The organism is Sinorhizobium mexicanum (assembly GCF_013488225.1).
Classification (GTDB): Bacteria; Pseudomonadota; Alphaproteobacteria; order Rhizobiales; family Rhizobiaceae; genus Sinorhizobium; species Sinorhizobium mexicanum.
Genome location: NZ_CP041241.1, coordinates 1,523,160 through 1,547,410 on the forward strand (window position 1 = coordinate 1,523,160; position 24,251 = coordinate 1,547,410).

General features: G+C 61.3%; 24 protein-coding genes and 2 pseudogenes. 20 read left to right on the forward strand and 6 right to left on the reverse strand.

The features are described 5' to 3' along the window. Window positions 1-5: 5 nt before the first annotated feature. The 11 genes and pseudogenes from FKV68_RS31140 to FKV68_RS31190 all read left to right on the forward strand — a co-directional run bounded on the left by FKV68_RS31140 (window position 6) and on the right by FKV68_RS31190 (window position 8,409). On the forward strand, window positions 6-767 hold the full coding sequence (locus tag FKV68_RS31140; protein WP_180942751.1) for a FadR/GntR family transcriptional regulator: 762 nt from the start codon (window positions 6-8) through the stop codon (window positions 765-767). Between the two features lie 32 nt (window positions 768-799). After that, complete coding sequence (kduI, locus tag FKV68_RS31145; RefSeq protein WP_180942752.1) at window positions 800-1,648, forward strand: 5-dehydro-4-deoxy-D-glucuronate isomerase; 849 nt, start codon at window positions 800-802, stop codon at window positions 1,646-1,648. Further along, window positions 1,645-2,409 carry a 2-dehydro-3-deoxy-D-gluconate 5-dehydrogenase KduD gene (gene kduD / locus FKV68_RS31150; protein ID WP_180942753.1) on the forward strand — a complete coding sequence of 255 codons (765 nt, stop codon included), beginning with the start codon at window positions 1,645-1,647 and terminating at the stop codon, window positions 2,407-2,409. The genes kduI and kduD overlap by 4 nt, the downstream gene beginning before the upstream one ends. Window positions 2,410-2,416: 7 nt before the next feature. Further along, a complete protein-coding gene (locus FKV68_RS31155; RefSeq protein ID WP_180942754.1) occupies window positions 2,417-2,755 on the forward strand; it encodes a cupin domain-containing protein in 339 nt (112 codons plus the stop codon). Window positions 2,756-3,246: 491 nt separating this feature from the next. Continuing rightward, window positions 3,247-4,128 (forward strand): AraC family transcriptional regulator, encoded by an 882-nt coding sequence (locus FKV68_RS31160; protein WP_180942755.1) that lies wholly within the window; start codon window positions 3,247-3,249, stop codon window positions 4,126-4,128. A 162-nt stretch (window positions 4,129-4,290) separates the two neighbouring features. After that, window positions 4,291-4,692, forward strand: a complete 402-nt coding sequence (locus FKV68_RS31165; protein ID WP_180941915.1) for a GlcG/HbpS family heme-binding protein — start codon at window positions 4,291-4,293, stop codon at window positions 4,690-4,692. A 59-nt stretch (window positions 4,693-4,751) separates the two neighbouring features. Then, the gene (locus FKV68_RS31170; protein ID WP_180942756.1) at window positions 4,752-5,561 is read left to right on the forward strand and encodes an SDR family oxidoreductase; all 810 of its coding nucleotides are present in this window, start codon (window positions 4,752-4,754) and stop codon (window positions 5,559-5,561) included. A 66-nt stretch (window positions 5,562-5,627) separates the two neighbouring features. After that, entirely contained in the window at window positions 5,628-6,164 is a 537-nt protein-coding gene (locus tag FKV68_RS31175; RefSeq protein WP_180942757.1) for a nuclear transport factor 2 family protein, read from the forward strand. Between the two features lie 16 nt (window positions 6,165-6,180). After that, window positions 6,181-6,414 (forward strand): annotated as a pseudogene (locus tag FKV68_RS31180) (SDR family NAD(P)-dependent oxidoreductase); the annotation flags it as partial. A 311-nt stretch (window positions 6,415-6,725) separates the two neighbouring features. Beyond that, window positions 6,726-7,388 carry a hypothetical protein gene (locus FKV68_RS31185; RefSeq protein WP_180943979.1) on the forward strand — a complete coding sequence of 221 codons (663 nt, stop codon included), beginning with the start codon at window positions 6,726-6,728 and terminating at the stop codon, window positions 7,386-7,388. A 355-nt stretch (window positions 7,389-7,743) separates the two neighbouring features. Then, the gene (locus FKV68_RS31190) at window positions 7,744-8,409 is read left to right on the forward strand and encodes a DUF1684 domain-containing protein (RefSeq protein ID WP_180942759.1); all 666 of its coding nucleotides are present in this window, start codon (window positions 7,744-7,746) and stop codon (window positions 8,407-8,409) included. A 445-nt stretch (window positions 8,410-8,854) separates the two neighbouring features. Here the strand turns inward: FKV68_RS31190 and FKV68_RS31195 are convergent, their stop codons facing one another. Further along, complete coding sequence (locus FKV68_RS31195; protein WP_180942760.1) at window positions 8,855-9,964, reverse strand: sulfite oxidase; 1,110 nt, start codon at window positions 9,962-9,964, stop codon at window positions 8,855-8,857. Window positions 9,965-10,530: 566 nt separating this feature from the next. Here FKV68_RS31195 and FKV68_RS31200 point away from each other — a divergent pair. Next, a complete protein-coding gene (locus FKV68_RS31200) occupies window positions 10,531-10,836 on the forward strand; it encodes a hypothetical protein (protein WP_180942761.1) in 306 nt (101 codons plus the stop codon). A gap of 83 nt (window positions 10,837-10,919) precedes the next feature. Here the strand turns inward: FKV68_RS31200 and FKV68_RS33495 are convergent. Both FKV68_RS33495 and FKV68_RS31205 read right to left on the reverse strand, forming a co-directional pair. Beyond that, window positions 10,920-11,275 (reverse strand): annotated as a pseudogene (locus FKV68_RS33495) (type II toxin-antitoxin system RelE/ParE family toxin). A 123-nt stretch (window positions 11,276-11,398) separates the two neighbouring features. Continuing rightward, window positions 11,399-12,691 (reverse strand): pilus assembly protein TadG-related protein, encoded by a 1,293-nt coding sequence (locus FKV68_RS31205; RefSeq protein ID WP_180942762.1) that lies wholly within the window; start codon window positions 12,689-12,691, stop codon window positions 11,399-11,401. A 192-nt stretch (window positions 12,692-12,883) separates the two neighbouring features. On the opposite strand from FKV68_RS31205, the gene FKV68_RS31210 reads away from it, so the two are divergent. Genes FKV68_RS31210 through FKV68_RS31225 form a run of 4 tightly spaced genes read left to right on the forward strand, consistent with a single transcriptional unit; the run spans window position 12,884 to window position 16,419 of the window. Continuing rightward, entirely contained in the window at window positions 12,884-13,396 is a 513-nt protein-coding gene (locus FKV68_RS31210; protein WP_180942763.1) for an A24 family peptidase, read from the forward strand. Window positions 13,397-13,439: 43 nt separating this feature from the next. Beyond that, window positions 13,440-14,231: a Flp pilus assembly protein CpaB gene (gene cpaB, locus FKV68_RS31215; protein WP_180942764.1), complete on the forward strand. Its 792-nt coding sequence runs from the start codon at window positions 13,440-13,442 to the stop codon at window positions 14,229-14,231. Window positions 14,232-14,257: 26 nt separating this feature from the next. Further along, on the forward strand, window positions 14,258-16,000 hold the full coding sequence (locus FKV68_RS31220; protein WP_180942765.1) for a TadE/TadG family type IV pilus assembly protein: 1,743 nt from the start codon (window positions 14,258-14,260) through the stop codon (window positions 15,998-16,000). Then, the gene (locus FKV68_RS31225; RefSeq protein ID WP_180942766.1) at window positions 15,997-16,419 is read left to right on the forward strand and encodes a TadE/TadG family type IV pilus assembly protein; all 423 of its coding nucleotides are present in this window, start codon (window positions 15,997-15,999) and stop codon (window positions 16,417-16,419) included. Before FKV68_RS31220 ends, FKV68_RS31225 begins: the two co-directional genes overlap by 4 nt. Window positions 16,420-16,423: 4 nt before the next feature. Here FKV68_RS31225 and FKV68_RS31230 read toward each other — a convergent pair whose 3' ends face one another. Next, window positions 16,424-16,927, reverse strand: a complete 504-nt coding sequence (locus tag FKV68_RS31230; RefSeq protein ID WP_180942767.1) for a pilus assembly protein N-terminal domain-containing protein — start codon at window positions 16,925-16,927, stop codon at window positions 16,424-16,426. A 287-nt stretch (window positions 16,928-17,214) separates the two neighbouring features. Between FKV68_RS31230 and FKV68_RS31235 the strand changes: the two genes are divergently transcribed. The 4 genes from FKV68_RS31235 to FKV68_RS31250 all read left to right on the forward strand — a co-directional run bounded on the left by FKV68_RS31235 (window position 17,215) and on the right by FKV68_RS31250 (window position 20,919). Then, window positions 17,215-17,376: a Flp family type IVb pilin gene (locus FKV68_RS31235; protein ID WP_180942768.1), complete on the forward strand. Its 162-nt coding sequence runs from the start codon at window positions 17,215-17,217 to the stop codon at window positions 17,374-17,376. Window positions 17,377-17,481: 105 nt separating this feature from the next. Beyond that, the gene (locus FKV68_RS31240) at window positions 17,482-18,912 is read left to right on the forward strand and encodes a TadA family conjugal transfer-associated ATPase (RefSeq protein ID WP_180942769.1); all 1,431 of its coding nucleotides are present in this window, start codon (window positions 17,482-17,484) and stop codon (window positions 18,910-18,912) included. A gap of 28 nt (window positions 18,913-18,940) precedes the next feature. Continuing rightward, window positions 18,941-19,942 (forward strand): type II secretion system F family protein, encoded by a 1,002-nt coding sequence (locus FKV68_RS31245; RefSeq protein ID WP_180942770.1) that lies wholly within the window; start codon window positions 18,941-18,943, stop codon window positions 19,940-19,942. Between the two features lie 8 nt (window positions 19,943-19,950). Beyond that, entirely contained in the window at window positions 19,951-20,919 is a 969-nt protein-coding gene (locus FKV68_RS31250) for a type II secretion system F family protein (protein WP_180942771.1), read from the forward strand. 161 nt (window positions 20,920-21,080) lie between these two features. Here FKV68_RS31250 and FKV68_RS31255 read toward each other — a convergent pair whose 3' ends face one another. Together FKV68_RS31255 and FKV68_RS31260 are read right to left on the reverse strand one after the other, a co-directional pair. Beyond that, complete coding sequence (locus tag FKV68_RS31255) at window positions 21,081-22,115, reverse strand: chemotaxis protein CheB (protein ID WP_180942772.1); 1,035 nt, start codon at window positions 22,113-22,115, stop codon at window positions 21,081-21,083. Between the two features lie 8 nt (window positions 22,116-22,123). Next, window positions 22,124-24,250 carry a hybrid sensor histidine kinase/response regulator gene (locus tag FKV68_RS31260; protein WP_180942773.1) on the reverse strand — a complete coding sequence of 709 codons (2,127 nt, stop codon included), beginning with the start codon at window positions 24,248-24,250 and terminating at the stop codon, window positions 22,124-22,126. Between the last annotated feature and the right edge of the window lies 1 nt (window position 24,251).

A 24,251-nucleotide genomic window follows, 5' to 3' on the forward strand; every position in this document is an offset into this window, starting at 1 on the left:
TCATCATGGGCTCACTGGCCGAATTCAAGATGGAGCGCAAACCGAAGCTTTCCGAGCGTGTCGCGAACGCGATCCGGCAGCAGGTACTGAAGGGCGAAATCCCGCCGGGAGAGAAGCTGCCAACGGAGAGCCGAATGAGGGAGGCCTTCGGCGTCAGCCGCACCGTGATCCGCGAGGCGATAGCAACGCTTGCCGCCGACGGCCTCGTCGAGGCGCGGCAGGGTGCCGGCGTCTTCGTCAAGGAACACCCAACCCTTGCCTTCGGCTCGATCGGTCTCGATGCCGGCAACAAGATCTCCCACGCGCTAAATGTGCTCGAAGTGCGGATGGGACTAGAGATCGAAAGCGCCGGGCTTGCTGCGCTCCGGCGGAACGCTGCCCAGGAGGCGCAGATCCAGGAGGCTTTCTTCGAATTCGACCGAAAGCTCGAGGCCGGTGAGCCGACCGGCAAGAGTGATTTCGCCTTCCACCGAGCAATCGCGGTCGCTACCAACAACCCCTACTACGTCGAGGTCCTCGATGCTCTTGGCATGCGAGCGATCCCATGCGACATCGCCTCGCCCTGGGCTACCGACAGTGTGCTGACGCGTGAATATCAGGAGGGCCTGCAGCGCGAGCATCTGACGATCCTGAAGGCGATTTCCGCCAGCGACCCCGACGCCGCCCGCGCCGCCATGCGCGCCCACCTGACTGCCAGCCAGGAACGCTATCGCGCTCGGCTGAGCGGCCAACAGGCAGAATGGGGCACGACCAGGCGCAAGATTTGATCTCCTTTTCATCACTACAAGGGCAGTGAGCGATGACCGCAAACCATATCGAATACGCCATCCGCCACGCAGTTGACCCGGCGGCCGCCGCACGCATGGATACCGAAGCGCTTCGCGCGAACTTTCACATATCTGGGCTGTTCCGGCCGGGCCGCATCGCCCTCACCTACAGCCATTACGACCGTATGATCGTCGGCGGCGCAATGCCGGTAAATGGGTCTTTGGCGCTAGAGACCATCCGCCCGACCGGCACGCCGCGCTTTCTTGACCGGCGCGAGCTCATCGCTGTCAATATCGGCGGCCCAGGCCGCGTCGATGTCGGCGAGGAAAGCTTCCGCCTCGAGCCACGCGATATGGTCTACTTGGGCTTGGGCGAAGAGGTCACCTTCTCGTCCGAAGACCCCGGCGCCCCTGCCAAGTTCTACCTCCTCAGTGCACCTGCTCACCAGGCGCTGCCGAGGCAGCACATCCGCATCGGCGATGCCAAGCGGCTCGATCTCGGCAGTGCCGCCACCTCGAACGAGCGCTCGATCTTCCAGTTCATTCATCCCGAAGGGGTGAAAACCTGCCAACTCGTCGTCGGAATGACGCAGCTTGCTGCGGGTTCGGTCTGGAACACCATGCCTTGCCACGTGCATGACCGGCGCATGGAAGCATATCTTTATTTCGATCTCGGTGAAGGCGCACGTGTCCTGCATCTCATGGGTGAACCGGCAGAAACCCGCCATATCGTGATGGCGAAGGAAGAAGCGGTGCTTTCACCGCCCTGGTCGATCCACTCCGGCTGCGGAACGTCGAGCTACGCCTTCATATGGGCCATGGCCGGCGACAATGTCGACTACACGGATGTGGACATGGTGCCAATGGAGGCACTCAGATGAGCGTGCCATCTGCCTTCAGCCTTGCCGGACGCTGCATCGTCGTCACCGGTGCCAATACGGGAATCGGGCAGGGAATTGCGGTGGCGATCGCCCGCGCCGGTGGCACCGTGATCGGCGTTGGTCGCTCAGCCATGGACGAGACCGCGGGAAAGGTCGCTGACGCTGGTGGCAGCTTCGTTCCGGCCAATGCCGATCTTTCGGATCGGGAGGCGAGCCGCTCGCTGATCGACGGACTGTGGGACAAACATGGCCCAGTGGATGGCCTGGTCAACAATGCCGGAATCATACGCCGCGCCGACGCGGTGGAATTCACCGAAGCCGACTGGGATGATGTGGTTGATATCAATCTCAGATCGTTGTTCTTCCTGAGCCAGTCCTACGGCCGCCGCCTTCTCGCCGAGCGAAGGCGAGGCAAGATCGTCAATATTGCTTCACTGCTTTCCTTCCAGGGCGGCATGCGCGTTGCATCCTATACGGCATCCAAACACGGCGCGCTCGGAATCACGAGGATCCTCGCCTGCGAATGGGCTGCCAAGGGCATCAACGTGAATGCGGTGGCACCCGGTTACATCATCACCAACAATACCGAGGCGCTCCGTGCAGACGCAAAGCGTAGTGCCGCCATTCTGGAGCGCATTCCGGCCGGTCGCTGGGGCACGCCGGATGACATCGGCGATGCGACGGTATTCCTGCTCGCTCCGGCCTCGGACTACATGCATGGCGCCACTATTCCGGTGGATGGCGGCTGGCTCGCGAGATGAGGAGACGATGATGGATACGAAGCTTTTCGCCCAAGGTCATGAAGGTGAATGGACCGATCTCGGACAGGGTAACCGCCGGCGGGTGATCCTGCACACGGAGGAGTTGATGATGGTCGAATTCGCCTTCGAAAAGGGCGGCATCGGCGCGCCGCACTCGCACCCGCACGTTCAGGCTAGCTATGTGGCGGAAGGCAAGTTCGAAGTCACGGTTGGCGGACACAGCACGGTTCTTTCGGCCGGCGACAGCTTCATCGCACCGTCGGGTGTCGTCCATAGCGTCATAGCGCTGGAGGCAGGCCGCCTCATTGACAGTTTCACGCCGCATCGCGCCGATTTCCTGAAATAGGACACTGAACCGCCACGCCGGCTCGCGCTTCGTGGTTTCTGGACGTGAGCTTTCATTTGCGACGCCGTGCTTCGCAACGACGATCTTCGAAGAGTGGCGATAGTGATCGACGCCTCTGGGTGAACCACGCGACTTAAATCTGCTATCCCTACCCCCTGCCGTCCGCTATTCCCGTTGATAAATCATACGCCCTCTTCAACCAGAACATGAACATCCTCGTAACAAGCCGTACACAGGGCTCGTGGAAGAGCGGCTCTCTTCGGCACCAAGGGACGTCCACGCTTTGTTCTGTGAACGGCAGCACTGTGCCATCGTAGCTCGCCTCGAGTGAGCGACGAATTTGTGCCACGAGCGGAAATGAATTCCGCATCGGTGAAGCTTCTCCAGGATCCAGTCGAGATGCCCGGAACTTCGTGCTTCTCCACCAGGCGGTAGTAATCTTGCAATGCTCTGATCGTTGCCGCATTAGAAAGTGCGGGAGGTTCGATATCATGACTCTGCATGCGCACGGGGACCTGAAATACCAGACAAGCCAGCGCCTCAGCGATGCAGCCGAATGGCCCGGCTTGCGTGTCGAACATCGTCTCCTCAAGACTGGTCCGCAGAACGCGCTCACACCCGAATGCACGGAGGTCGTGCTGATGCTCTCCGGTCGCGCAGGCGTCAGCCGCACCGGTAACGGTCAGACGCAGGACGTGCTTGCACAACCCGGAATGAGCTGGATCGTCCCGATCGGGACCGAGGAAAGCAAAATCGAGCTCAGCGGATCAATGGAATGCCTGCATCTCTATCTCCCGCCCACGTTGATCGAGCGGAGCGCGCTGGCGGACTACGCGATCGATCCGGCCAAAGCGGAACTCGCCTATGCGGGCGGACTTGCCGATCCCATGCTGCACCAGATCGGCTCGGCGTTTCGCAGCCTGCTTGGACGGGGCATGCAGCCGACCGACCGGTTATTCGTCGACGGCATGCAGACCGCGCTGGCGGCGCATCTTCTGGGCAATTATGCAGCCGACCGCTGGCAGCCGCCGCCGAAAGCGCCGTCGCTCGATCCGAAACGGCTGAAGCGCGTGCTGGATTTCATCGAGGCCCGGATCGGGACCGACATCTCGCTTGACGATCTCGCCGCCGAAGCCTGCCTCAGTCCCTTCCACTTCTCGCGTCTCTTCCGCGACGCGACCGGATTCACGCCGAACCGCTATGTCACCGATCGCCGCGTCCAGGCGGCGCGGGAAAAACTGGCGCTCGATCACTCTTCGCTGGTCGAAATCGCACTCGATACCGGCTTCGGGTCGCAGGCGAACTTTATCCGCGTCTTCCGCAAGGTCACCGGACTGACCCCCGGGCAGTACCGGGAACTGCACCGACGCTGATCACGATTTTCGAGGCCTCTGCGACGCAGGATTTGCAACAGCGCAAGATCTGCGCATCACCGCGCAAGAAGTGGAAATAACCCCGCACTGCGACCGTCTATACCTGTCTTATCGAAACGGGAGATTGCTTCCGGTTCGACGCTCAAGGCAGGAGACACGACAATGATAACCAACGACCAGGCCCACGCGGTCATCGCCGCCAGCGAGGCTCGGGCCACGCAGATCGGCGTTTCCATGAACATCGCGGTGTTCGATACCGCAGCTCAGCTGAAGGCGTTCAGTCGGATGGACGGCGCGGTTCTGGGCTCTATCGACATCGCCATCGGCAAGGCCCGCACCGCAGCCCTGTTCGGCATGCGGACCGAAGACATCGGCGAGTTCTGCAAGCCTGGCGGCACCTCGCCCAGCCTTGAGAACAGCAACGGCGGCCTCGTCGTCTTCGCTGGCGGCATCCCGATCCGGAACGCCGAGGGCAAGTTGATCGGCGCGGTCGGCATCTCGGGCGGCGCGGTCGCTCAGGACCTCGACGTCGCCGAAGCTGCCGCGGCAGCACTCGGCAACTGACCTCCAATCCTCATCACATCAACGAACATCCACCCAGGAACCTCGAAAGGAATCCTATCATGACCACCAAGACCATCCTCATCACCGGCGCTGGCTCTGGCTTCGGCAAGGCCGCGGCTGTCGGCATGGCCAAGAACGGCCACAACATCATCGCCACCGCACAGGTCTCCTCGCAGGTGACCCCTCTGCGCGAGGAAGTCGCCGCCCTCGGCCTCTCGGACAAGATCCGCGTCGAGCGGCTCGACCTCACCGATCCCTATGACATCAAGCAGGCACAAAAGTGGGACTTCGATGTCCTGTGGAACAACGCCGGCATGGGCGAAGCCGGACCGGTCTGGGAGATCCCGCTCGATCTCGTCCGCAAGAACTACGAGGTCAACGTCTTCCTCCCGCTGCAACTGACGCAGGGTGTTGTCCTGCGCTGGGTGCGCGATGGCGTAAAGGGCAAGGTCGTCTTCACCTCGTCCATGGGCGGTCTGTTCACCCCGGCCAACTGGGGCACCTATGTCTCGACCAAGCATGCGCTGGAAGCCTTCGCAGAGGCGATGCAGCAGGAACTGGCCGCCTACGGGATCAAGGTCCAGACCATCAATCCGGGTGCCTATTACACCGGCTACAACGAGACCATGGCGGACAATCCGTTCCGCTGGCTCGATGACGAGGTCAACTTCACCAAGCGGGCCGATCTGCGCAAGGGCTTCGATGACTTCTTCGCCACGCCCGAGGGCAAGATGGATCCGGCCGAGATGATCGAGCGCATGATCGAGATCGTGCCGTCCGACGAAGGCAAGTTCCGCAATGTCGTGCCGAAGGTCATCGAGGACATGCTGAAGCAGCACCAGCTCCAGGCCTGGGAAAACCGCATCTGAGTGCCTTCTTCGGAGGGCGGCCCCCTCAGGATGCCGCCTTCCGGTACTCTTCAGAGGAACCCCACCATGCTTGCAAACCTTAGATACCGCACTCGCCAGGTATTCGACGCGGCATTCGGTGTGGCGGCAACCGCAGTGGCGCTCGTCGCCATCCAACCAGAGAGGAATTCGCAGGCGTCATCGGAAACGGAGGACAGAAACAAGGCAACCATCCAGGCGAGTTTCGACGCCTGGCGCGCCGGCACCGGCACTCCGTACGATCTGCTCGCCCCCGACGCACGCTGGACGATCGAAGGGTTTTCGATCGTCTCGAAAACCTACCCGACCAAGGAGCACTTCACGCGCGAGGTCGTCCGGCCGTTCAACGCACGAATGCTGTCTCCTCTGAAGCCTAAGGTCCGCAGCCTCTACGCCGACGGAGACACGGTCATTGCCTTCTTCAGCGCGCGAGGCGTGGCCCGCGACGGCAAGCCCTACGCCAACACCTATGCCTGGTTCCTCGAGATGCGAGGCGGCCAGATCATCCGCGCATCGGCCTTCTTCGACGCAATCGAATTCAACGAACTCTGGACCCGTGTCGCACCGGCAACTGGGACAAACTGACGGAAAGGGAAGATCCATGAAAACCTGGTTCATCACCGGTGCATCGCGCGGGTTCGGCGCGCGCATTGCCGAACTGGCGCTCGCGCAGGGCGACAACGTTGTCGCGAGTGCACGCAATCCCAGGACGGTGACGGAACGGCTGGGCGACCATCCCAATCTTCTCCCCATCGTGCTCGACGTGACTGATGGGGAGCAGGCGAAGGCCGCTGCCAATGCCGCCGTCGAACATTTCGGGCGGATTGACGTTCTGCTCAAGTGGGCGCCAGCAGCTCGCGGCCGAGATCATTTCCGCTTTGCGCCTCATTGTGGCCATCCTGTAGATCGAACTCTGATCCCAGAAGCGGCCGTTCTGTAGAGCCGGCGACATCAGCCTTGAGCCGTTGCGAAGGCAACGAACGGTGAGGCGACTTTCTCCTCGTGGTCGCGCAGCTGTTCCAAATTCTCCGTCCGCCACGTATCATTAGGAGGCGCATTGGGCGCGATGCTTAGAATCCCAACCGCCCAAGCGACAACACAGGAGTCGGCCGATGACGAGCACACGAATTTCGCAGAGTGCCTGACATGGGCACGACTTCTCGCCCCAGAACCGCCGGTGTGCGGCAATTCCTTGATCTTGAGCAGCAGCGCGATTGGATAGCGGGCAAGATCGACTTGCCGGACGCGGGCGACCGCTCAGAGTCCCTGGAACAGCGCTTCAAATATGTCGCTCGATTTGAGAAGCTACTTAGTCGCCCGCAAGCGGGGGAAGTGCTGGAGATTCTCGGGCTATACGGTCCAAACTGCATTCCCTTGCTGCGCAAGACCGAGCGCTACTACTGGTCGGTTTCCTGTCTGCCGTCGACCTCGGACAAGCCGCTCGTACGCGTCAATGCGAGCTGGATGGAGCTTTTCACGCTCTATGCTCAAGGCAACGATATCCGCGCCAGATTCATCGTGCATCTTTCGGATTTCACTACAGATCGTTCAGCAACGCCGAGCCAGGTGGACGAACCCTTTCTCGAGCAAAGCGTCGTGATGCCAGAGGACATCAGTTATTTCTTCCCGCGTGGTGCTGACATTTTCGGCATCAATGTGTGCGGCTCTGCCTCGATCCGCAAACTCCTCAGGAGCCGCCGCGTGGTGCGCGCCATTCGCACGTTCAACCTCACGCACATGAACCGCGGGCGGAACGCCTATCAGGCGAGCCATTGCTACAGCGTGGCGGATTACATGCAGGCAGATTGAGGGATTCTATAACGCACGTCATCCTACAGCGCCGCGCGTCTTATCAGACGCGCAAAGGTCGCTGTAGCATTTTGAATTGCTGCATGTCTTTGTCCTTAAACCGAGGTCGATTTAAGGAGACATGCAGTAGTGAACTCGCCGTCGCCGGTGGCGGCCGCATCTCGCGAGGTCGAAAAGACAACTGAGGCACACTCGCGCTTGACCAACTCGGCCGAACGCGAGCACCGACCTCGGCCGGTGCGCGCCCCCATCCCGGTCATAGCGTCCATTCAGGGTAAGCGCTGTTTAGACCGAACCTTTCGGATCAGTGCGTGATTGATTATAGTTGCGCCGCGAGGATTGGGCGAGCGTTTCGATGAAGGAGAGCGGCGTAATTTCCGACATGTGGGGAAATGATTTGAACGAGACTCAACGACTATGGGAATGGCGCGAGAAGATCGCAAATCTCTACTACGAGGTACGTTCTAGCCCAGACGTCGTTGCTGCCTGGGGGCTTTGGTGCGACACCCGTTCTACCCTGTTTCGCGACCATCCTCAGTCGCCAATTGAATCGGCGGACCGCACGACGTTCGAAGGGCCGACGACATTTTCTTATGATCCCTCGTTGCGCTTGACGGTACAACTTGTCCCGGTAACGCCGGAACGGATAACCATCGCAGCAGGAGTGGATGGTGACCTGTCAATGCGTGCATTCTCCCGTACAACGGGGCTGGAGACCAGATTGGGTGGCGAATTGACCCTTTACTGGATTGAGGGGTACGGCGGTGGCGTGTTCCTGCCGTTTGTCGACGCGACCTCAGGGACCGAGACGTATGGCGGTGGCCGATATCTCCTCGACACCATCAAGGGAGCGGATCTCGGAGTTGTGCGTCCAGACGGCACACTAGTGCTCGATTTCAACTTCTCCTATTTTCCTTCGTGCGCCTATTCTTCCCGCTATGCCTGTCCATTAGCGCCATCGGGCAATCGACTGAAAGGCGCGGTGAGAGCCGGAGAACGGCTACCTGTCTCGAAACGATAAGCGCCGGGGTCAGAAGCCTGAATCTTCGTAGCCGACCATTCAGAAGTCGTGCCTGCTTCCTCGTTTCCAATTATTTGGGCGGATTCCGTTCTTCTATGCTTGGGTGGCTGATGTTGCGTAGCGGCAATCAAGGCATTCAGGCCGTCTCTCAGAAGCAGACATTTCGGCAGGGAAAGGTCCGGAATTATGCAGCAAATGCCCACCTTGGTGTGGACATCGAGGACGCGCTGGAACTGGCAGAGCATACAGAGATTTGACTATGTGCGGCTCCGCCTGGCGGGGCCGCGCCTCGCGGCGGCCCCCTACGAGAAAACTGACGGAGCAGCTATGCGCCCCCAGAATGGTCATCGAGCCACAGGTCGCCGTTGCTGCAAAGCAGAATGACGCAGTCACGACGCGGGTCGCAGTTGCGCCAAAAGCCGCCATTCCGCCCGCATGCGGGTGATTAGATCACGAATTCCTCCTCGTACGTCTGTGGCTCGGGAACGACCGTAACCTCCACCGGAACGATCCAATTGGCCGCGTAGCTCTCGCAGTCGGAACGCGGGAGGTCGGGCTGCACGCACCCCACCCCGTCGATCGCGCGACAGCGTAGTATATATCGCCCCACTTCTTCGGGGGTCCACATGTACTCCCACAAGCGCCATGCAAAGGGACGTTCTGTTTCGAGGAGCCGTCCCTCGCGCCAGCCCCTGCCATCTCCGGTGCAGACCTGCACCTGCCGGATAACAGCCTCTCCGCTCCAGGCGGCTCCAAAAATCCGATACGGTTGGCCGGCGATGAGTTGCGCTCCCTGCACGGGACGCGCGATCTGCGCTTTGACCTCCATCTCCGCAAGGGGGACCAGCCTGGGTTCCCCGAGGCTGCGCTCCCAACGGAAATAGTCGCGCGCCTGCCAGTAGCCAAGGAACGGTTGCTCGACGACCGTGATATGCGTGATCCACTTGACCCAAGCCATGCCGAACCAGCCACCCACCACCGCGCGTAGCGGGTAGCCGTGATCGCGCGTCAACGGCTCCTCGTTCATCGAATAGGCAAGCATCGTGCTGTCAGCGATGGCCTTCTCAAGCGGTAAACTGCGCGCAAAAGCGACGGGGCCGGGAGAAGCCGTTTTCTTGTTCGTGTCGACGACGCCGCTATCTGCGCCCACGAGCAGAACCTCACGTGCGGTTGGCTTAACGCCCGCCATTTCCAAAATCTCGCGCAGAAGAACACCTGTCCACGCGGCGTTGCCGACGGCTCCGTTCTGCCACTGCAAACCCTCCTTCGGCGGCACATAGTAGACGCGCCCGTTTCCTGCGCACTCGACGACGGCGGTTGAAGTCGTGCTCCGCATCGCCTTGATGCTGTCGAGGTCAAGTTCGATCGGCCGCTCCACCGCCCCGCCAACGCGCAATCTCCAGTCTCGCGCATCGAGGTCCGGCGACGGGAAATGGTTCCGCACGAAGAACAGCTCGGTTGGGATCAGCCAATCGGAGAGCGACGCAAACGGAAACTCGATGTTCGGTGGGGATTTTTGTCGAACTATTAAACTGGGTTGCTCTGGTGTCGGCATCGTCCTCGTCTCCCCCTCCAAGAGCACAACATCGGCTCTCGGTCGCGTGAATTTCCGATCACACCGCCCCTCGCAGTGCGTCTGTCGCGTTCCGCCTTCAGCCGCATTCTAGCACATACCGCCCGTTCCTCGGATCGACCTCGAGCGGCAGCAAAGGGCCGAAGAACGAACCCGCTGCGGGTTCGTTCTTCGGCCCCGAACGCGACGTTAGAACATTCGACTGGCAATGACCGCTCCTGGCGCAACTTGCTCATTCAGGTGAAGCCATCCCTCGCCTTGAGAGGATTAGAATCGCCGACCTGCCCATTATAGCGGCGCACGTCATCAAAGTGGTTTGATGGCTGCGTGTCGTTTGATCTTCGGCCCTGGCCTGCTAAAGACTCATTTATGACCAGGCTCATTCCTTCATCTGACGGTTAGGCCTCTTTGCTCGCGGGCTTAAGGACAGAATCCGAACAGCCCGCCTGAAGGCGGCCGCCGTTGATGATGGGTTGTGCAAAGTTTGCGTTGACCGTCTCCGCTGGCGAGGCGACACTTGCAACCTGCAGCAAGGCAGGAGGAAAATGATGGTCGAGCCAGACAGCTGGCGCCACATGGCAAGCGCGCCGAAAGACGGCAGTCGGATCCTCGTCACGATCCGCCCGTCCGAACAGGGGGCGGCAGAAGTTGATCTCGCCTATTGGTCGAATGGCGACCAGTTCGGTGCAGAAGGTTGGCGCGCCTCTGATTCCTCACCCGGCCGCGTCATCGAATATGCCGAACCGGAATTGAAGTGCTGGATGCCGATGCCCTCGGCCAATCTCAATCGCACCTCGATGCCCTCACCCTGGGAAGGCGACGACGACCAAGAGCTCAACGGGTCAGGGATTTAAGAACCTGCTCCGCCATGCTGCGAGATGATGCGAAGCGCAAAATCCAACGCGACGACGTCGTCCAATGAAGTCGATCAGCGTCGTTATCTGCGGACGTGCCATACGAGAGCTCGGTATTTCGGCGTACCTCTCGCAATCCTATTGATAATGACTGCGTTTGGCTGACTTCCTCGTACACGCCGAATGGAGTCGACCCGCAGGCCGCCAAACCATGCCTTGTTTATCATGTAGGCTGTGATGTATGGAGTGCGCGGGGCTACCAACTCCGGCGTTCCCTCAATTCGACCAGGTCGACCGCTTTCCGGAAAATCGAGGAGGCGATGGACGGCTCGCGCGATTCCTCGTCAACGTGGACCGCAGCCTTCGGATTTTCACTTTCAATGTAACTGAAGATGGCATCGCGGTCGTCAAGCGCATACTGCGCCCATGCAAGCCTCATCGGTTGCCCGCTCCGGCTTTACGCGCAGCCGCCGCCCTGCGCTCGCGGAATCGAGCTCCGCGTCGGCATCTTGAAAATCGGGTCGCGTGTCCGATCACGTGATTCCAATTCGTGTCAGGCACACTACTCGATCAGCGCCACCGTTTGGCCTACAACGATCTCGTCGGTCGGCGAGGCGCAGGTTTCCATCGTCGAATTGCCCGTAAAAGTGATCTGGTCCGCTACGATCTGTGTGCACCCCCCTGACACAGTCGAGTTGCCGGTAAAATCGATACGGCCACTGGGCATGTACAGATTTCCCTCCAAGGTCGATTCGGAATTACCGGTCACCTGGTGAATCACACCCGTGTCGTGGCGGCTGCCAAAGAAAAGCAGTCCGGCAAATGGTCCGCTGGTCGGCGCGGACAGGTCAATATCGCCGTTGCCGAGCAGTTTTGCCGCCGCTCCGTTGGTGAAGAACAGGGTCACTCCTTCACCCGAGAGCTTTGCCCCCGCAGTCACCGTAAAGTCGCCGCCATCTATGACGTATAGGCCCGGCTTCAGCGTGATCGTATTCTGGATCTGCAATCCGCCGCAGAACCTGATCGCCTCCGTCCCGTTTGCAAGCCGGTCAAAGGTGTAGGTGGAAATGGAGACATAGGCGAGCGTGCGGCAGGGAAGTTGTTCGACATGCAGCTTGTCGGGCTCCGCAACGGATGCAAAAGGATCCGCCGTCGGCGGCACCCGTTCGACGGGTTCGCTGCAACCGGTAAGGGTCAGGCCTGTCGTCGTAACGGCCTCACCGACGGTGTAGACGCAGTCCGTCGACATCATTGCGCTGCCGTTCTTCATGAGGAAGGCGTCGGCTGCACTCGAATTGGAGACGACGCTGCAGCCGGACAAGCGAACTTCCGTTGAGCCTGTGACGGTGACCGCACCAGACGCCGAGTTAGACAGCGCAAGCACACAGGCCTTGGAGCCGCCCTTGATCTCGGCGACGGCGCGCGCCTTCATTGTGACGGGTCCGCCGCCGAAGACGGACGAAAAAAGACGCGGATGCGTCTCGGCCAACTCGACCGTGAGCTTGGTGGATCCTCCAAGGCCCTGCTGGGTGTTGACGGTGAGGCTGCCGGGGGTATATCCGGACGCACTCGCGATCCTGCGGGCAGTGGTTTCGAGCGCACCTTGCTGATCTCCGGCGCGAAAGCGCACGGCGGCGGCGTGTGCCGATACGTCCGCCGCATGCTGCAGCTTACGCTCTTCCAGGAACCAGTAGCCCGTCTCGGCCCCGAGCCCCATCGCACCGACGAGAACCGGAAACGCGATCGCCGCGATGACTGCGACCGTGCCGCCTTCGTCTTTTATGAATCGACGTATACCAGCACGCCGCAGTGGCATCGCCCTTTCCACGTTGATCGTGTCGTTTCTCTCGCCCATTCCGCTGCCCAAGACCCGAGTTTCGGGGCCGGACGATATATGTCTCGCCGGTCATTGGCGATTCGGCCACCTGGCCTAGTCCGGGCCGCACGCCTTTGGCTCCTCGCGCGTAGGCCATCAGGTCGAATGGTTATTGCGCGGTTCAAAGGGCACATTCGCGACATTCCAATCGGCGCACGAAAGGCATCGAACATGATCTCGACATCCGCAGCTTGGTTCGCATTCTTGCTCTTTGCCGGGATGATGACCTATGCCGGCATCAAGGATGTGGCCACGATGACCATATCGAACCGCCTGGTGCTCGCACTGGCGGGTTCCTTTGCCGTCCTTGCGCCCGCCGCCGGCTTGAGCGTAGCCACCATCTCCTCGAGCATTCTGATTGGCTCCGGCGTACTGGTCTGCACCTTCCTGCTTTTCTCCGTTGGCTGGATCGGCGGCGGCGACGCAAAGCTCTTGCCCGTGGCCGTGCTTTGGCTTGGGCCCGACCTCGCGCTCGACTTCATCCTTTACACGTCGGTGATCGGCGCGGCACTTACGCTTGCGCTCCTTCAGTTCCGGCGCATGCCCCTGCCGGTGGTTCTGAAGAAGAACGCCTGGTCCGCTCGCCTGCACGCGCCCGAGACGGGCATTCCCTATGGGGCGGCGATGGCGCCGGCGGCGCTTCTGCTGCTGCCGCAAAGCCATTGGTTCTCCGCTCTTCTCTGACGGCGGCACCAGCGGCCCGTTTACCACTTGAAAAGGTTTGGCCATGATCCGCTTCGCCATTCTCCTTCTTGCCCTCGCATCTGGCGGCGCCGCCTCCTGGCTGGCACTCGGCGCGTCCGACCAGCCGGCGGTAGAGGTCGCAACCGTTGAAGAGGCCCCCTCGCAGGAGGTGCTGGTCGCGTCTGCGGAGCTTAAGCGCGGTGCGACGCTCGATGAGGGCCAGATGCGCTGGCAGCCGTGGGAGGGGGATATCGCTGCGGTCTTCATCAGTCGCCGTTCAAAGCCGGACGCGATAACGGCGCTCAAGGGCTCGCTCGCCTTGAGCGACTTCGTACCGGGAGAACCCATTCGCGAAGACAAGCTCGCGCAACGCGGCACCGGCTTTCTGTCGAGCATGCTACCTTCCGGAAAACGAGCGATCGCCGTTCGCGTGACGGCGGAGAGCACGGCCGGCGGCTTCATCCTGCCCAACGACCATGTCGACGTCATCCACACGGTCGCCCGGACGGACTCCTCCGGTAAAGATGGCAAGGTGATCAGCCGCGCGATCCTTTCCAACATACGCGTGCTCGCCGTCGATCAAACTATTTCGGAAGCGGCCGATGGCACTTCCGTGATCGGAAAAACTGCAACGCTCGAAGCGGATCCTGAACAGATCGCTACCATCGCGGCTGCGGAAGCCTCCGGCACGGTTTCGCTGGCGTTACGAGCAGTGGCCGACAATAACGAAAGATCGGTGGTCGAAACGGAAGAGAAGCGACCGGGCGTGGTGCGCATCATCAGCGGTGGGCGCATGTCGATGGTCGAAGTCCCCTCCCGCTCCAACGGCAGTTGATTGGTTTTCATGGAACTCTCGAACAAATGAAACAGCTCGGCAACCAAACCCAGGAAACGCAGGCGGTGGATGCTCCACCGCTGTTGCCCATACCGAAAGTGGAGATCGCCGCCTTCTGCCGATCGGAGGAGGTGGCGGAGGCGATCCGTACGGCGGCGATCGACCGTCGCATGGCGCGCGCCACGGTGACGATCAAGGCGGGAGGTATAAGGGAAGCGGCAGCTCTCTATGGGGGCGTCACATCGCCGAACCTCGTCGTCGTGGAAAGTTACGACGATGAGGTTCGGCTGATGGCGGCTTTGGAAGCCCTGGCGGTGGAATGTGTCACCGGAACCAAGGTCATCGTCATCGGCCGCTCGAATGATGTCAGCCTCTATAAGAAACTTCTGGACACCGGCGTGAGTGACTACCTCGTCACGCCGTTCGAGCCCATGGATTTCGTCGCTGCCGTACACCGATGCTTTCGCAACTCCACGCAGGAGAAGCTGGGTCGCATCGTCGCCTTCGTCGGCGCCAAGGGAGGAACCGGATCCTCGACGCTCGCACATAACGTGGCCTATGCCATGTCCAAGCGCGTGGATGCCGATGTACTTCTCGCGGATCTCGACCTTCAGTCCGGCACACTTGGTCTGAATTTCGATATCGAGGCCGCGAACGGAATGATGGATGTTCTGGAAAGTCCGGATCGCCTGGACGACGTGCTTTTGCGGCGTCTGGCAGTCACCTACACGGATCGCCTGCATCTGCTTCCGGCGACTACGGACTTCAACAAGTTCTTCAGTTTGCGGGAAGACGACGTCGATCATCTCCTCGAGGTTGCGCGTTCGAGCTCATGGCACATCGTCTTGGACCTGCCGCACATCTGGACGCAGTGGACTCGGAAGATCCTGCTCGAAGCGGACGAAATCGTCATCACTGCAACGCCTGATCTTGCCAGCATGCGCAATGCAAAGAACCTGATCGATTTCCTGGCGAAGGCTCGGCCGAACGATCCGCCGCCGAGGCTCGTGCTGAACAAGCTTGGCACGCCCAAGCTTCCGGAAATCAAGGTAAGGGACTTCGTTGCTGCGGTGGGCCTGCAGGACAACGTCTCTGTCCCATTCGATCCGCACCTGTTCGGCACCGCGGCGAATGATGGCAAGCTCGTCATCGAGCAGGCACCGGCTTCCGAAGCGGGCCGGGCTATGGTCGCATTGGCGTGGCGTGTTGGCGGGACGAGGGAGAGGCGGATGCACAAGAAGGGCTTCAAGACATTGCTGCGGAACGTCTTCAAGCGCGGCGAGCCAAAGGCGTCCTCAGCACTGCGCAAGAAAGTGGGTGAACTTAAAGCATCAGAGGCGGGCGCGTCAGCGGTAGAATTCGCGCTGATCGCTCCGGTGCTCGCCGTTGCTCTTGTGGCGATGGCGGATCTCGGCTTTGCGATCTACGAACGGATGACGCTCGACTACGCCCTTCGCGCTGGCGCGCAGGCCGCCATGGCCGATCCCGGGGCGACACAGGTCTACAAGGTGGTGCAGTCCACGCTCGCCAAGAGCGCAAATCTGGCCAATGCCACCGCTGCGGCGGTGAAGCGCTACTGCGCCTGCCCGGAAAATGCCGATGTGAAACCGGAGGCGGCGGCGGAATGCGGGAAGACCCCGTGTGCGAATTCGGTGCCGCAGCTCGTCTTTTATCGCCTGGACGCAGCCACACTCTACCGGCCGATGTCTGTGCCGGAAGTGCTTCCGGATTTCGAGCTCAATTCTTCGATGCAGGTCGAGGTCCGATGAAGCTGCGGCGTGGCATTCGACCTTTATGGTGCAGCCAGTCGGGCGCGACCGCGGTGGAGTTTGCGCTCGTCTGCCTCCCCTTGCTGCTGCTGATGCTAGGGATCATCGAGTTCGGCCGCGCCTTTTACGTGCGCAATGATCTCTCATACGCTGCCGATTTCGCGGCGCGGAAGGTCTTGATTGGCCAAATCGCCCGCGATGCGCCCGACGGCGAGGCGCAGCAGAAGCTCGCGAGGGCAGTGCGAGAGAGTTTCCACGGCGGCGATCCGGCCCTGCTTCAAATCGTCACCGGCAAGGAAACGGTGGACGGCATCGACTTTCGCATTTTGTCGATTCAGTATCCCTTCACCTTTGTCCTGCCGGGGTTGGCGGGGAGCCCTTTCAACCTTCAGCTTTCGCGACGCATTCCGATCGGGTGATCGTTCAGGGATTGCCAGCGCCCGTGGGATTGGTGTCTTCACCGGGCTGCGGGGCATTGCTCTGAGGTTGCGGAGCGCCTTGTTCGCCGGATTGAATCGGATCGCAGCGGCTAGTACAGCTATAGGTTGTCTTACCCGTGCCCTCGTCGACCGTGACCAGGCGGCCGCCTGCAGCCGCTACGTCAACGATGATATTGGCTACCTCCGCGCCGTCGATCCCCATGACGATGAGGTTTGTCGAACCGGCCGCCTTGCCGGTCAGAATTACGGTCTTGTCGTCGCTGAGGGTCGCCTGCGCCACAGCCGGATTGCCGATGACGAGTGTGCTCGCAGGCCGCGCCAACAGGAGCGTTCTCGCGAAATCCACGATCACCTTGACAACACCGTCGGTCTGGCGGGTTGGCTGCAGGGTGGTGGCCGCTGGGGTGACATTTTCCGCTGCCTGCGCCGCGCCGACGGTGGCGCATGTTGCAACCGCTAGAACAAGCCACCCGGCGCCGGTGCGCATTGGAATCACTCCCACTGGTTGCTCCCGATATCTCAACGGATGGATGTGTTATCCGTTCCAACGAGTCTGGCAAAGCATGCAACTAGTGCAATGCCGACGATCGGACTAGGCCAACCGGCCGAGCCGTTTGCCGGCGGCCATCGGCCATCAGGCTGAATGGATCGCGAGGGTTAATAAAGTCTATATGAGGGCCACACAGCAAGCGGGACACGAGGCAGAACCTGGCCCGGCCCTGTGATGCCGAACTTGGCGTCGGCGCAACCTCAAACCACTGAAGGACCCGAACCATGAAGAATCTTCTTGCCCGTTTTGCCCGCAACGAATCCGGCGCGACCGCGATCGAATATGGCCTGATCGCCGGTCTGATCTCCGTCGTCATCATCGGAGTGGTCACGACCATCGGCACTGACCTGGCCGCGAAGTTCACTTCCATCGCCAACGCGCTCTGACCGTTTCCAGCATTTGGACGCCGGTCGCCAAGCGAAGCGGAGGGCATCGCCTTCCGCTTTCGCATTTAACTACCTCAAGCATCTCTGCAACCAAGAGCGATAACGATGTTCGGCAAGAAATCCATCTTGGAGGAAAGAGGTCCCGACACGCGGGCTGAGGCAGCGGCAGAAAGCGCACCGCAAGCCGCGCCGGCAATAGTCTCGGCTCCAAGGGCGATCGAAATTCAATCGGCTGTGAAGTCGGAAAAAGCCGAACAATACTATGCTCTGAAGAAGGAAATCTTCAGCGCGCTCATCGCCACGATCGACGTTGCTGCACTCTCCAGCATGGACGGCGAGCAGGCGCGCAACGAAATTGGCGCGATCATCAACGACATCGTCGCGGCCAAGAAGGCCGGGGTTTCCATGGCCGAGCAGAACGAGCTGCTCAGTGACATCTGCAACGACATTCTGGGCTACGGTCCGTTGGAACCCCTGCTCGAACGCGACGACATCGCCGATATCATGGTGAATGGCGCGAACCACGTCTTCATCGAGGTCGGCGGCAAGGTACAGGAAACGGGCATCCGGTTCCGCGACAACGAGCAACTCCTGAACATCTGCCAGCGCATCGTAAGCCAGGTCGGTCGGCGCGTCGATGAATCGAGCCCGATCTGCGATGCACGTCTCGCAGACGGCTCGCGCGTCAACGTCATCGCGCCGCCGCTCGCAATTGACGGACCTTCGCTGACGATCCGCAAGTTCAAAAAAGAGAAGCTGAAGCTCGATCAACTGGTGCGCTTCGGGTCGATCTCGCCGGAAGGCGCCGAGGTCCTGAAGATCATCGGCCGGGTGCGCTGCAACGTGCTGATCTCGGGAGGCACCGGCTCCGGCAAGACGACGCTTTTGAACTGCCTCACCGGCTATATCGACCGTGGCGAACGCATCATCACCTGCGAGGACGCGGCCGAGCTGCAATTGCAGCAGCCGCACGTCGTGCGGCTCGAGACGCGCCCGCCGAACATCGAAGGCCAAGGCGAAATCACCATGCGCGCACTCGTCAAGAACTGCCTGCGCATGCGACCGGAGCGGATCATTGTCGGCGAGGTGCGCGGACCGGAGGCCTTCGACTTGCTTCAGGCGATGAATACCGGCCACGACGGCTCGATGGGAACGCTGCATGCCAACTCGCCGCGCGAGGCGCTCTCCCGCATCGAGGCGATGATCACTATGGGCGGGCATTCGCTGCCCGGCAAGGCAATTCGCGAGATGCTCGTCTCGTCCGTCGATGTGATCGTGCAGGCCGCGCGCCTTCGCGACGGTTCGCGCCGCATCACGCACATCACCGAAGTGCTCGGCATGGAGGGCGATGTGATTACGACCCAGGATCTTTTCGTCTACGACATCCTCGGCGAGGACGAAAAGGGCAATATTATCGGGCGCCATCGCTCAACCGGAATCGGTCGCCCGGCATTCTGGGACCGCGCCCGTTACTATGGCGAAGAGGCCCGGCTTGCCGCCGCCCTCGATGCTGCGGAAATGAAGGCGGCTGCGTAAGCCAAGACTGATCAAAGGTTCACCGGAGATGCTGAGCTCCCTGCTCTTTCCCGCATTTGTCTTTCTCTTGGCCTCCACCAGCATCGGCGCCGTGATGATAGCCGCCTTCTATCCGCGGGTTGTCAAGGCAAGCGCCTATCGCCAAAGGTTCGAGCGCATCGCGGCCGTGGCAGAGCGCAAGCAGAGCGAACGGGCGGAAGAAGAGGGCCGGGATCGCCGGCGTTCGGTCGAAAAGACGCTGCGCGAGATCGAGGCAAAGCATCAGGCGAATGCGCGCAAGAGCCGCAGGCCGTCGCTCGCCGGCAGGATCCGCCAGGCCGGCCTCCGCTGGTCGACCCGAACGTATTTCCTCGCTTGTGCCGGTGTGGCCCTCGCCACCTGGACCGCCGTGCTGCCGCTGGGTCTTGGCCCGCTCGTGGCGGCCGGCTTCGCCATCGCCGGCGGCTTGCTGCTGCCGCACGCCTATGTGAGCCAGAAGCGCAAAGGGCGGTTCGCGCGCTTCGCTGCGGAGTTTCCGAACGCGGTCGATGTCATCGTCCGCGGACTCAAGGCAGGCCTGCCGATGACCGATTGTCTACGGGTGATTGCGGCAGAAGCGCAGGAACCGGTCAAAAGCGAGTTCGTCACCATCGCCCAGGACCAGACGCTGGGCATCCCGGCTGACGAGGCCGTGCAGCGCATGTGTGAACGCATGCCGCTGCCGGAAGCCAATTTCTTCGCCATCGTCATCGCCATTCAAAGCCGCACCGGTGGCAGCCTTTCCGAAGCGCTCGGCAATCTTTCAAAGGTGCTCCGGGAGCGCAAGAAGATGAAAAGCAAGATCAAGGCTATGAGCGCGGAAGCAAAGTCCTCCGCCGGCATCATTGGCGCCCTGCCATTTTTCGTCGCCGGTACCGTGTATCTGACGAGCCCGGACTACATGACGCTTCTGCTCACGACGCTGACCGGAAAGCTCGTGCTTGTCGGGTGCGGCCTTTGGATGGGCATCGGCATGCTTGTCATGCGCAAAATGATCAACTTCGACTTCTGAGAGCCGACATGAGCCTCGCCGCCCATATCCCCAATTCGGAGCAGTTGTCCGCTTTGATGGCGGGCCTTTCTGCCTTTTCCGCAGTCGTCGTCGTTTCCTGGCCTTATGTCTTTCGCAACGCGTTGGCCGAGCGAATGAAAAGGGTCGAAGGAGAACGCGAACGTATCCGTCAACGCGAGCGGGCGCGATTGGAGGCCGGGAAGAGCAAGGTTTCGCTGCGCGCAGAGCCCAAGCGCCTCTTCCAGGCGATCGTCGACCGTTTCAATCTCGCCAAGCAGGCGGAGGATGGCGAAATCGTCCGCAAACTGAACATGGCTGGCTATCGCGGCCATGCTCCGGTGACGACCTTTCTTGCCGTTCGGTTGATTGCGCCGGTGGCGATCTTCATTGCCGCCCTGCTCTATCTCCTCTTCGTCATCCGGCCGGGGGCACCGTTGATACTGGTCGCAGCAATGGCGGTCGGAACCGGATCGTTCGGCTACTTCGCCCCGGCGATCTTCATCAAAAACAGGATCACCAAGCGGCAGCAGGCGATCCGCCGATCATGGCCGGAGGCGCTGGACCTCCTGTTGATCACCGTGGAATCCGGCATGGGCATCGAAAGCGCCTTCCGGAAAGTGGGCGAGGAGATCGGCGCGCAGTCGCCAGAGATCGCGGAGGAAATCCTACTCACGACGGCGGAGCTTTCCTACCTGCAGGACCGACGGCAGGCCTTCGAGAATCTGGGGCAGAGAACCGGCGTCGAGGGTGTGCGCGCCGTCGTAACGAGCCTTATCCAGGCGGAAAAATACGGCACGCCGCTTGGTCAGGCGCTCCGCATAATGGCGCAGGAGAACCGCGACATGCGCATGAGCGAGGCGGAAAAGCGGGCGGCTGCTCTTCCGCCGAAGCTTACGGTGCCGATGATCGTTTTCTTTCTGCCGGTGCTCTTCGCCGTGATTATCACGCCTGCGGCGATCCAGATCATGAATATGTAGGAGGCGATGAATGACGTGGGCGGACGACCGTGAAAGCCCTTCCTGAGTTCGCCTGATGTATCAAGGCGGTCGCCCGGGTAGAGTTGGGGCGGGGCGAGAGCGGCGCTGCACGCGGTCCGGCGTGCGGCGCCGCAACTGGTTTCGGCGGCGGTGGTCCATTCTCAATCGGCTTCAGCAAGAGCGGCAATCTTCCTGGCGATTTCTTCAACCGGCAGGATGAAATCGACGAGACCGGCGCTGATCGCCGATTTCGGCATTCCAAAGACGACCGAGCTTTTTTCATCCTGAGCGATCACCTTTCCGCCCGCCACATGCAGCGCCCGAAGACCTTCGGTGCCGTCATCACCCATCCCCGTCAAAATGACCGCGAGGGACTCGGCCCTGAAGGCGCGGGCGATCGAGCCGAAGAGATAGGACCCTGAAGGCTTGAAGCCCTGGATGGGAGCCTCGTCCGCGACTCGCAGGCGCGATTTGCCCGAGACGCCGAGCTGATGGCTATCCGGAGCGAGATAAACCGTCCCGGGCCTCAGCCGTTCGCCGTTCACTCCAACCTTCACCTTAAGCGCAACCGTTGCGTCGAGGGATGCGGCAACACCGTCGATGAAGCCGTCTGACATATGCTGCACGATGAGAATGGGTGCGGGAAAATCCGCAGGGAGCTCCCGCAATATCGAGCGGATCGCGGCCGGTCCGCCGGTAGAGGCAGCGATGGCGACAATGCCGACCGGCGAGCGGGCGACCGGTCGTGTCGCGCCTTCGACCGGCAAATCTCCGCTTGTCTTCTTGCGCCACTGGCGAACGACCTTGACCTGTGCCATGGCCTTGATCGTCGACAGGAACTTGTCGATGGCCGCTTGTTCGAGGGACGTGCCGGATGCGATTGGCGCCGGGATGACCGCGAGCGCGCCAGCCTCGAGTGCGCGCGCGGACATCGCTCCCAATTGCGACCCGTCCTGATATGACACCATCACCACTGGCGTCGGCGCGATGATCATGATCTCCCTGACGGTTTCGGCGGTGTCGTCGTCGCGGAGCTCCATTGCGACGATGTCCGGCAAAAGTCTACCGGCTGTCCTCACAGCGTCCTTGCCGCTTCTTGCGACGCCCACAAGCTCTACCGCGGCGTCGGTCGCAGCCGCCCTTTTGACGAGTTGTTCAAGGCCGGGTGTCGCTGTCGCCAGAAGAATACGCGTCATCCTCGTCCTCATACGACTCGGCGCATCGTCTCCAGGAAGTGCTGCGCATCGAACTGGTCCTTTCTCAGATAGGCATTTGCGCCAGCACGCAGCCCCCGGACTTTGTCTTCAAGCGTTTCCCGGCCCGTTACGAGGACGACGGGCGTGTCGGTGAAACGCTCCGATCGACGAATGGCCTCGGTGAGCTCGAAGCCATTCATGGACGGCATGTCGACGTCCGCGATGACCATGTCGGCGCCGCGGTCACGAAGCTGGTCCAATGCTTCCTCGCCATTGCCTGCCATCGTGACATCGTAACCTGCGCCCTCGAGGATGAGCTTCACCAACGTTCGTACGTATTTTGAATCGTCGACGACGAGCACCTTGCGACCGGCCGCCGGAAGCGGCTGGGATACACGCGCGCGCTCTGGCAATCGCGTCTCGGCAGCAGCCTCGGCGAGCGCGGCGACGTTTAGGAGCAGGGCGATACGCCCGTCAGGCAGCACCATGCCGGCGCTATAACGGCGAACGTTCGCGAGCCGCGGTCCGAGTGGACGTGCCAGAAGTTCCTGCTCACCGGCAACGGCATCGACAAGCGCCGCGATCGGCCCGCCAGGAGCGTCGGCCACAATGGCTGGCGTCGTCTGCCGGATGTTGTCGCCTCGGCTCGACCGCACTCCAAGCCAATTACCAAGATCCACAAATGGTATCGGGCCAATCGGCGTGCTGACTACACACCTGTCCCCGGACATAACGAAGTCTTGCGCATGAACCCATATCACCCGCTGGACGGAGGCCGTGTCGATGGCGAATACATGCTCCCCTACGATGACCTCCAGTGTGCGAACCGTCGCTAACGTCAGGGGGAGTGTGAGAGTAAAGGCGGCGCCTCCCGTCGGCACTCGGGAAACCTCTGCTGTGCCACGCAGCGTTTCGACATTGCGTTTGACGATGTCGAGACCTATGCCACGCCCCGAGAGGTTTGTGACGGTCGGCGACGTTGATACGCCCGGGTCGAATACACGCCGCAACAGTTCCGCTTCGTCTTTCACTTCTTCCAAAGTTTCACCCGCTGCCCTGATGAGCAGGGCGACGTCAAAGCCGCGGCCGTCATCTTCTACACGCACCTGCATGCGGTCTCCGGTTATGGAGGCCGAAATCAGCACCCTGCCCTTTTCCGGTTTTCCCGCTGCCCGCCGTTCCTCCGGCGGCTGGATGCCATGTGCGACTGCATTGCGCACGAGATGCCGAAGCGAATCGTGAAGCCCCGAAAGGATGGACCGATCGATCTCGATATCTCCGCCCTTGATTTCCAGCTCTGCAAATTTGCCCGATGCCGCCGCCACGTCCCGCACGACGCGGTCGAAGCCCCTGCAGGCCTCCGCAAAGGGCTGCGTGCGCGCGTGCCGCACCTCGCGGTCAAGTGCTGTCGCGGCACTGTGCATCACTCTCATGTTCTGTCGCAGAGATGTCGCAAGCTCGCGCAGTCCGCTCTCAATGCTGGCCGCCTGTGCGGTGAACTCGGGGCCGATCCCACGCAGTTTCCGCGCCTGCTCCCGCAGCGAGGACGCCTCCTCGGCGTGGCGCCGCATGGTCGCATTGAAAGACAGCAATGCGCCACTCCTATACAGAAGGGTATCCAGGCGATCGGCAGAAACGCGCATCGAGCCGTCAGTATCGCTGGTGCGAACCTGCACCTTCAATCCCCCCGAAGGTGGATCCAGCTTCGGCTTGCCGCTGCGATCCGCCTCTTTCGCTGTGGCAGCCTTCAACGCGTCGACCACGCTCTCGCCGTGCGCCGGCGACGGCGCCTCGCCGGTCTCCAAGAGGCGAGCCGCGTCGCTGATCGCGTCGGTAGCAGACAGAAGCAGGTCCCGCTCCGGTTTTTCCAGCGCGTGCTGCCCATTCACGGTGATGGAGAGGATCTCTTCCATCCAGTGGCAAATTGCCTCCACTCCTCGCACCTGAAGCAGACCAGCCGCTCCCTTGAGGCTATGGGCCGTCCTTAGAAGCTGCTCTTGCAGGCGGAGCTTCTCGTCGGGCCCGCCGGCGTCCTCGATGGCGAGCAAAGCCCGCTCCATGTCGGATGCACGTTCCCCCACTTCCTGGGTGAACATGTGCAGCAGTTCACGGTCGAATTCTTCGGGTTTCGTCATG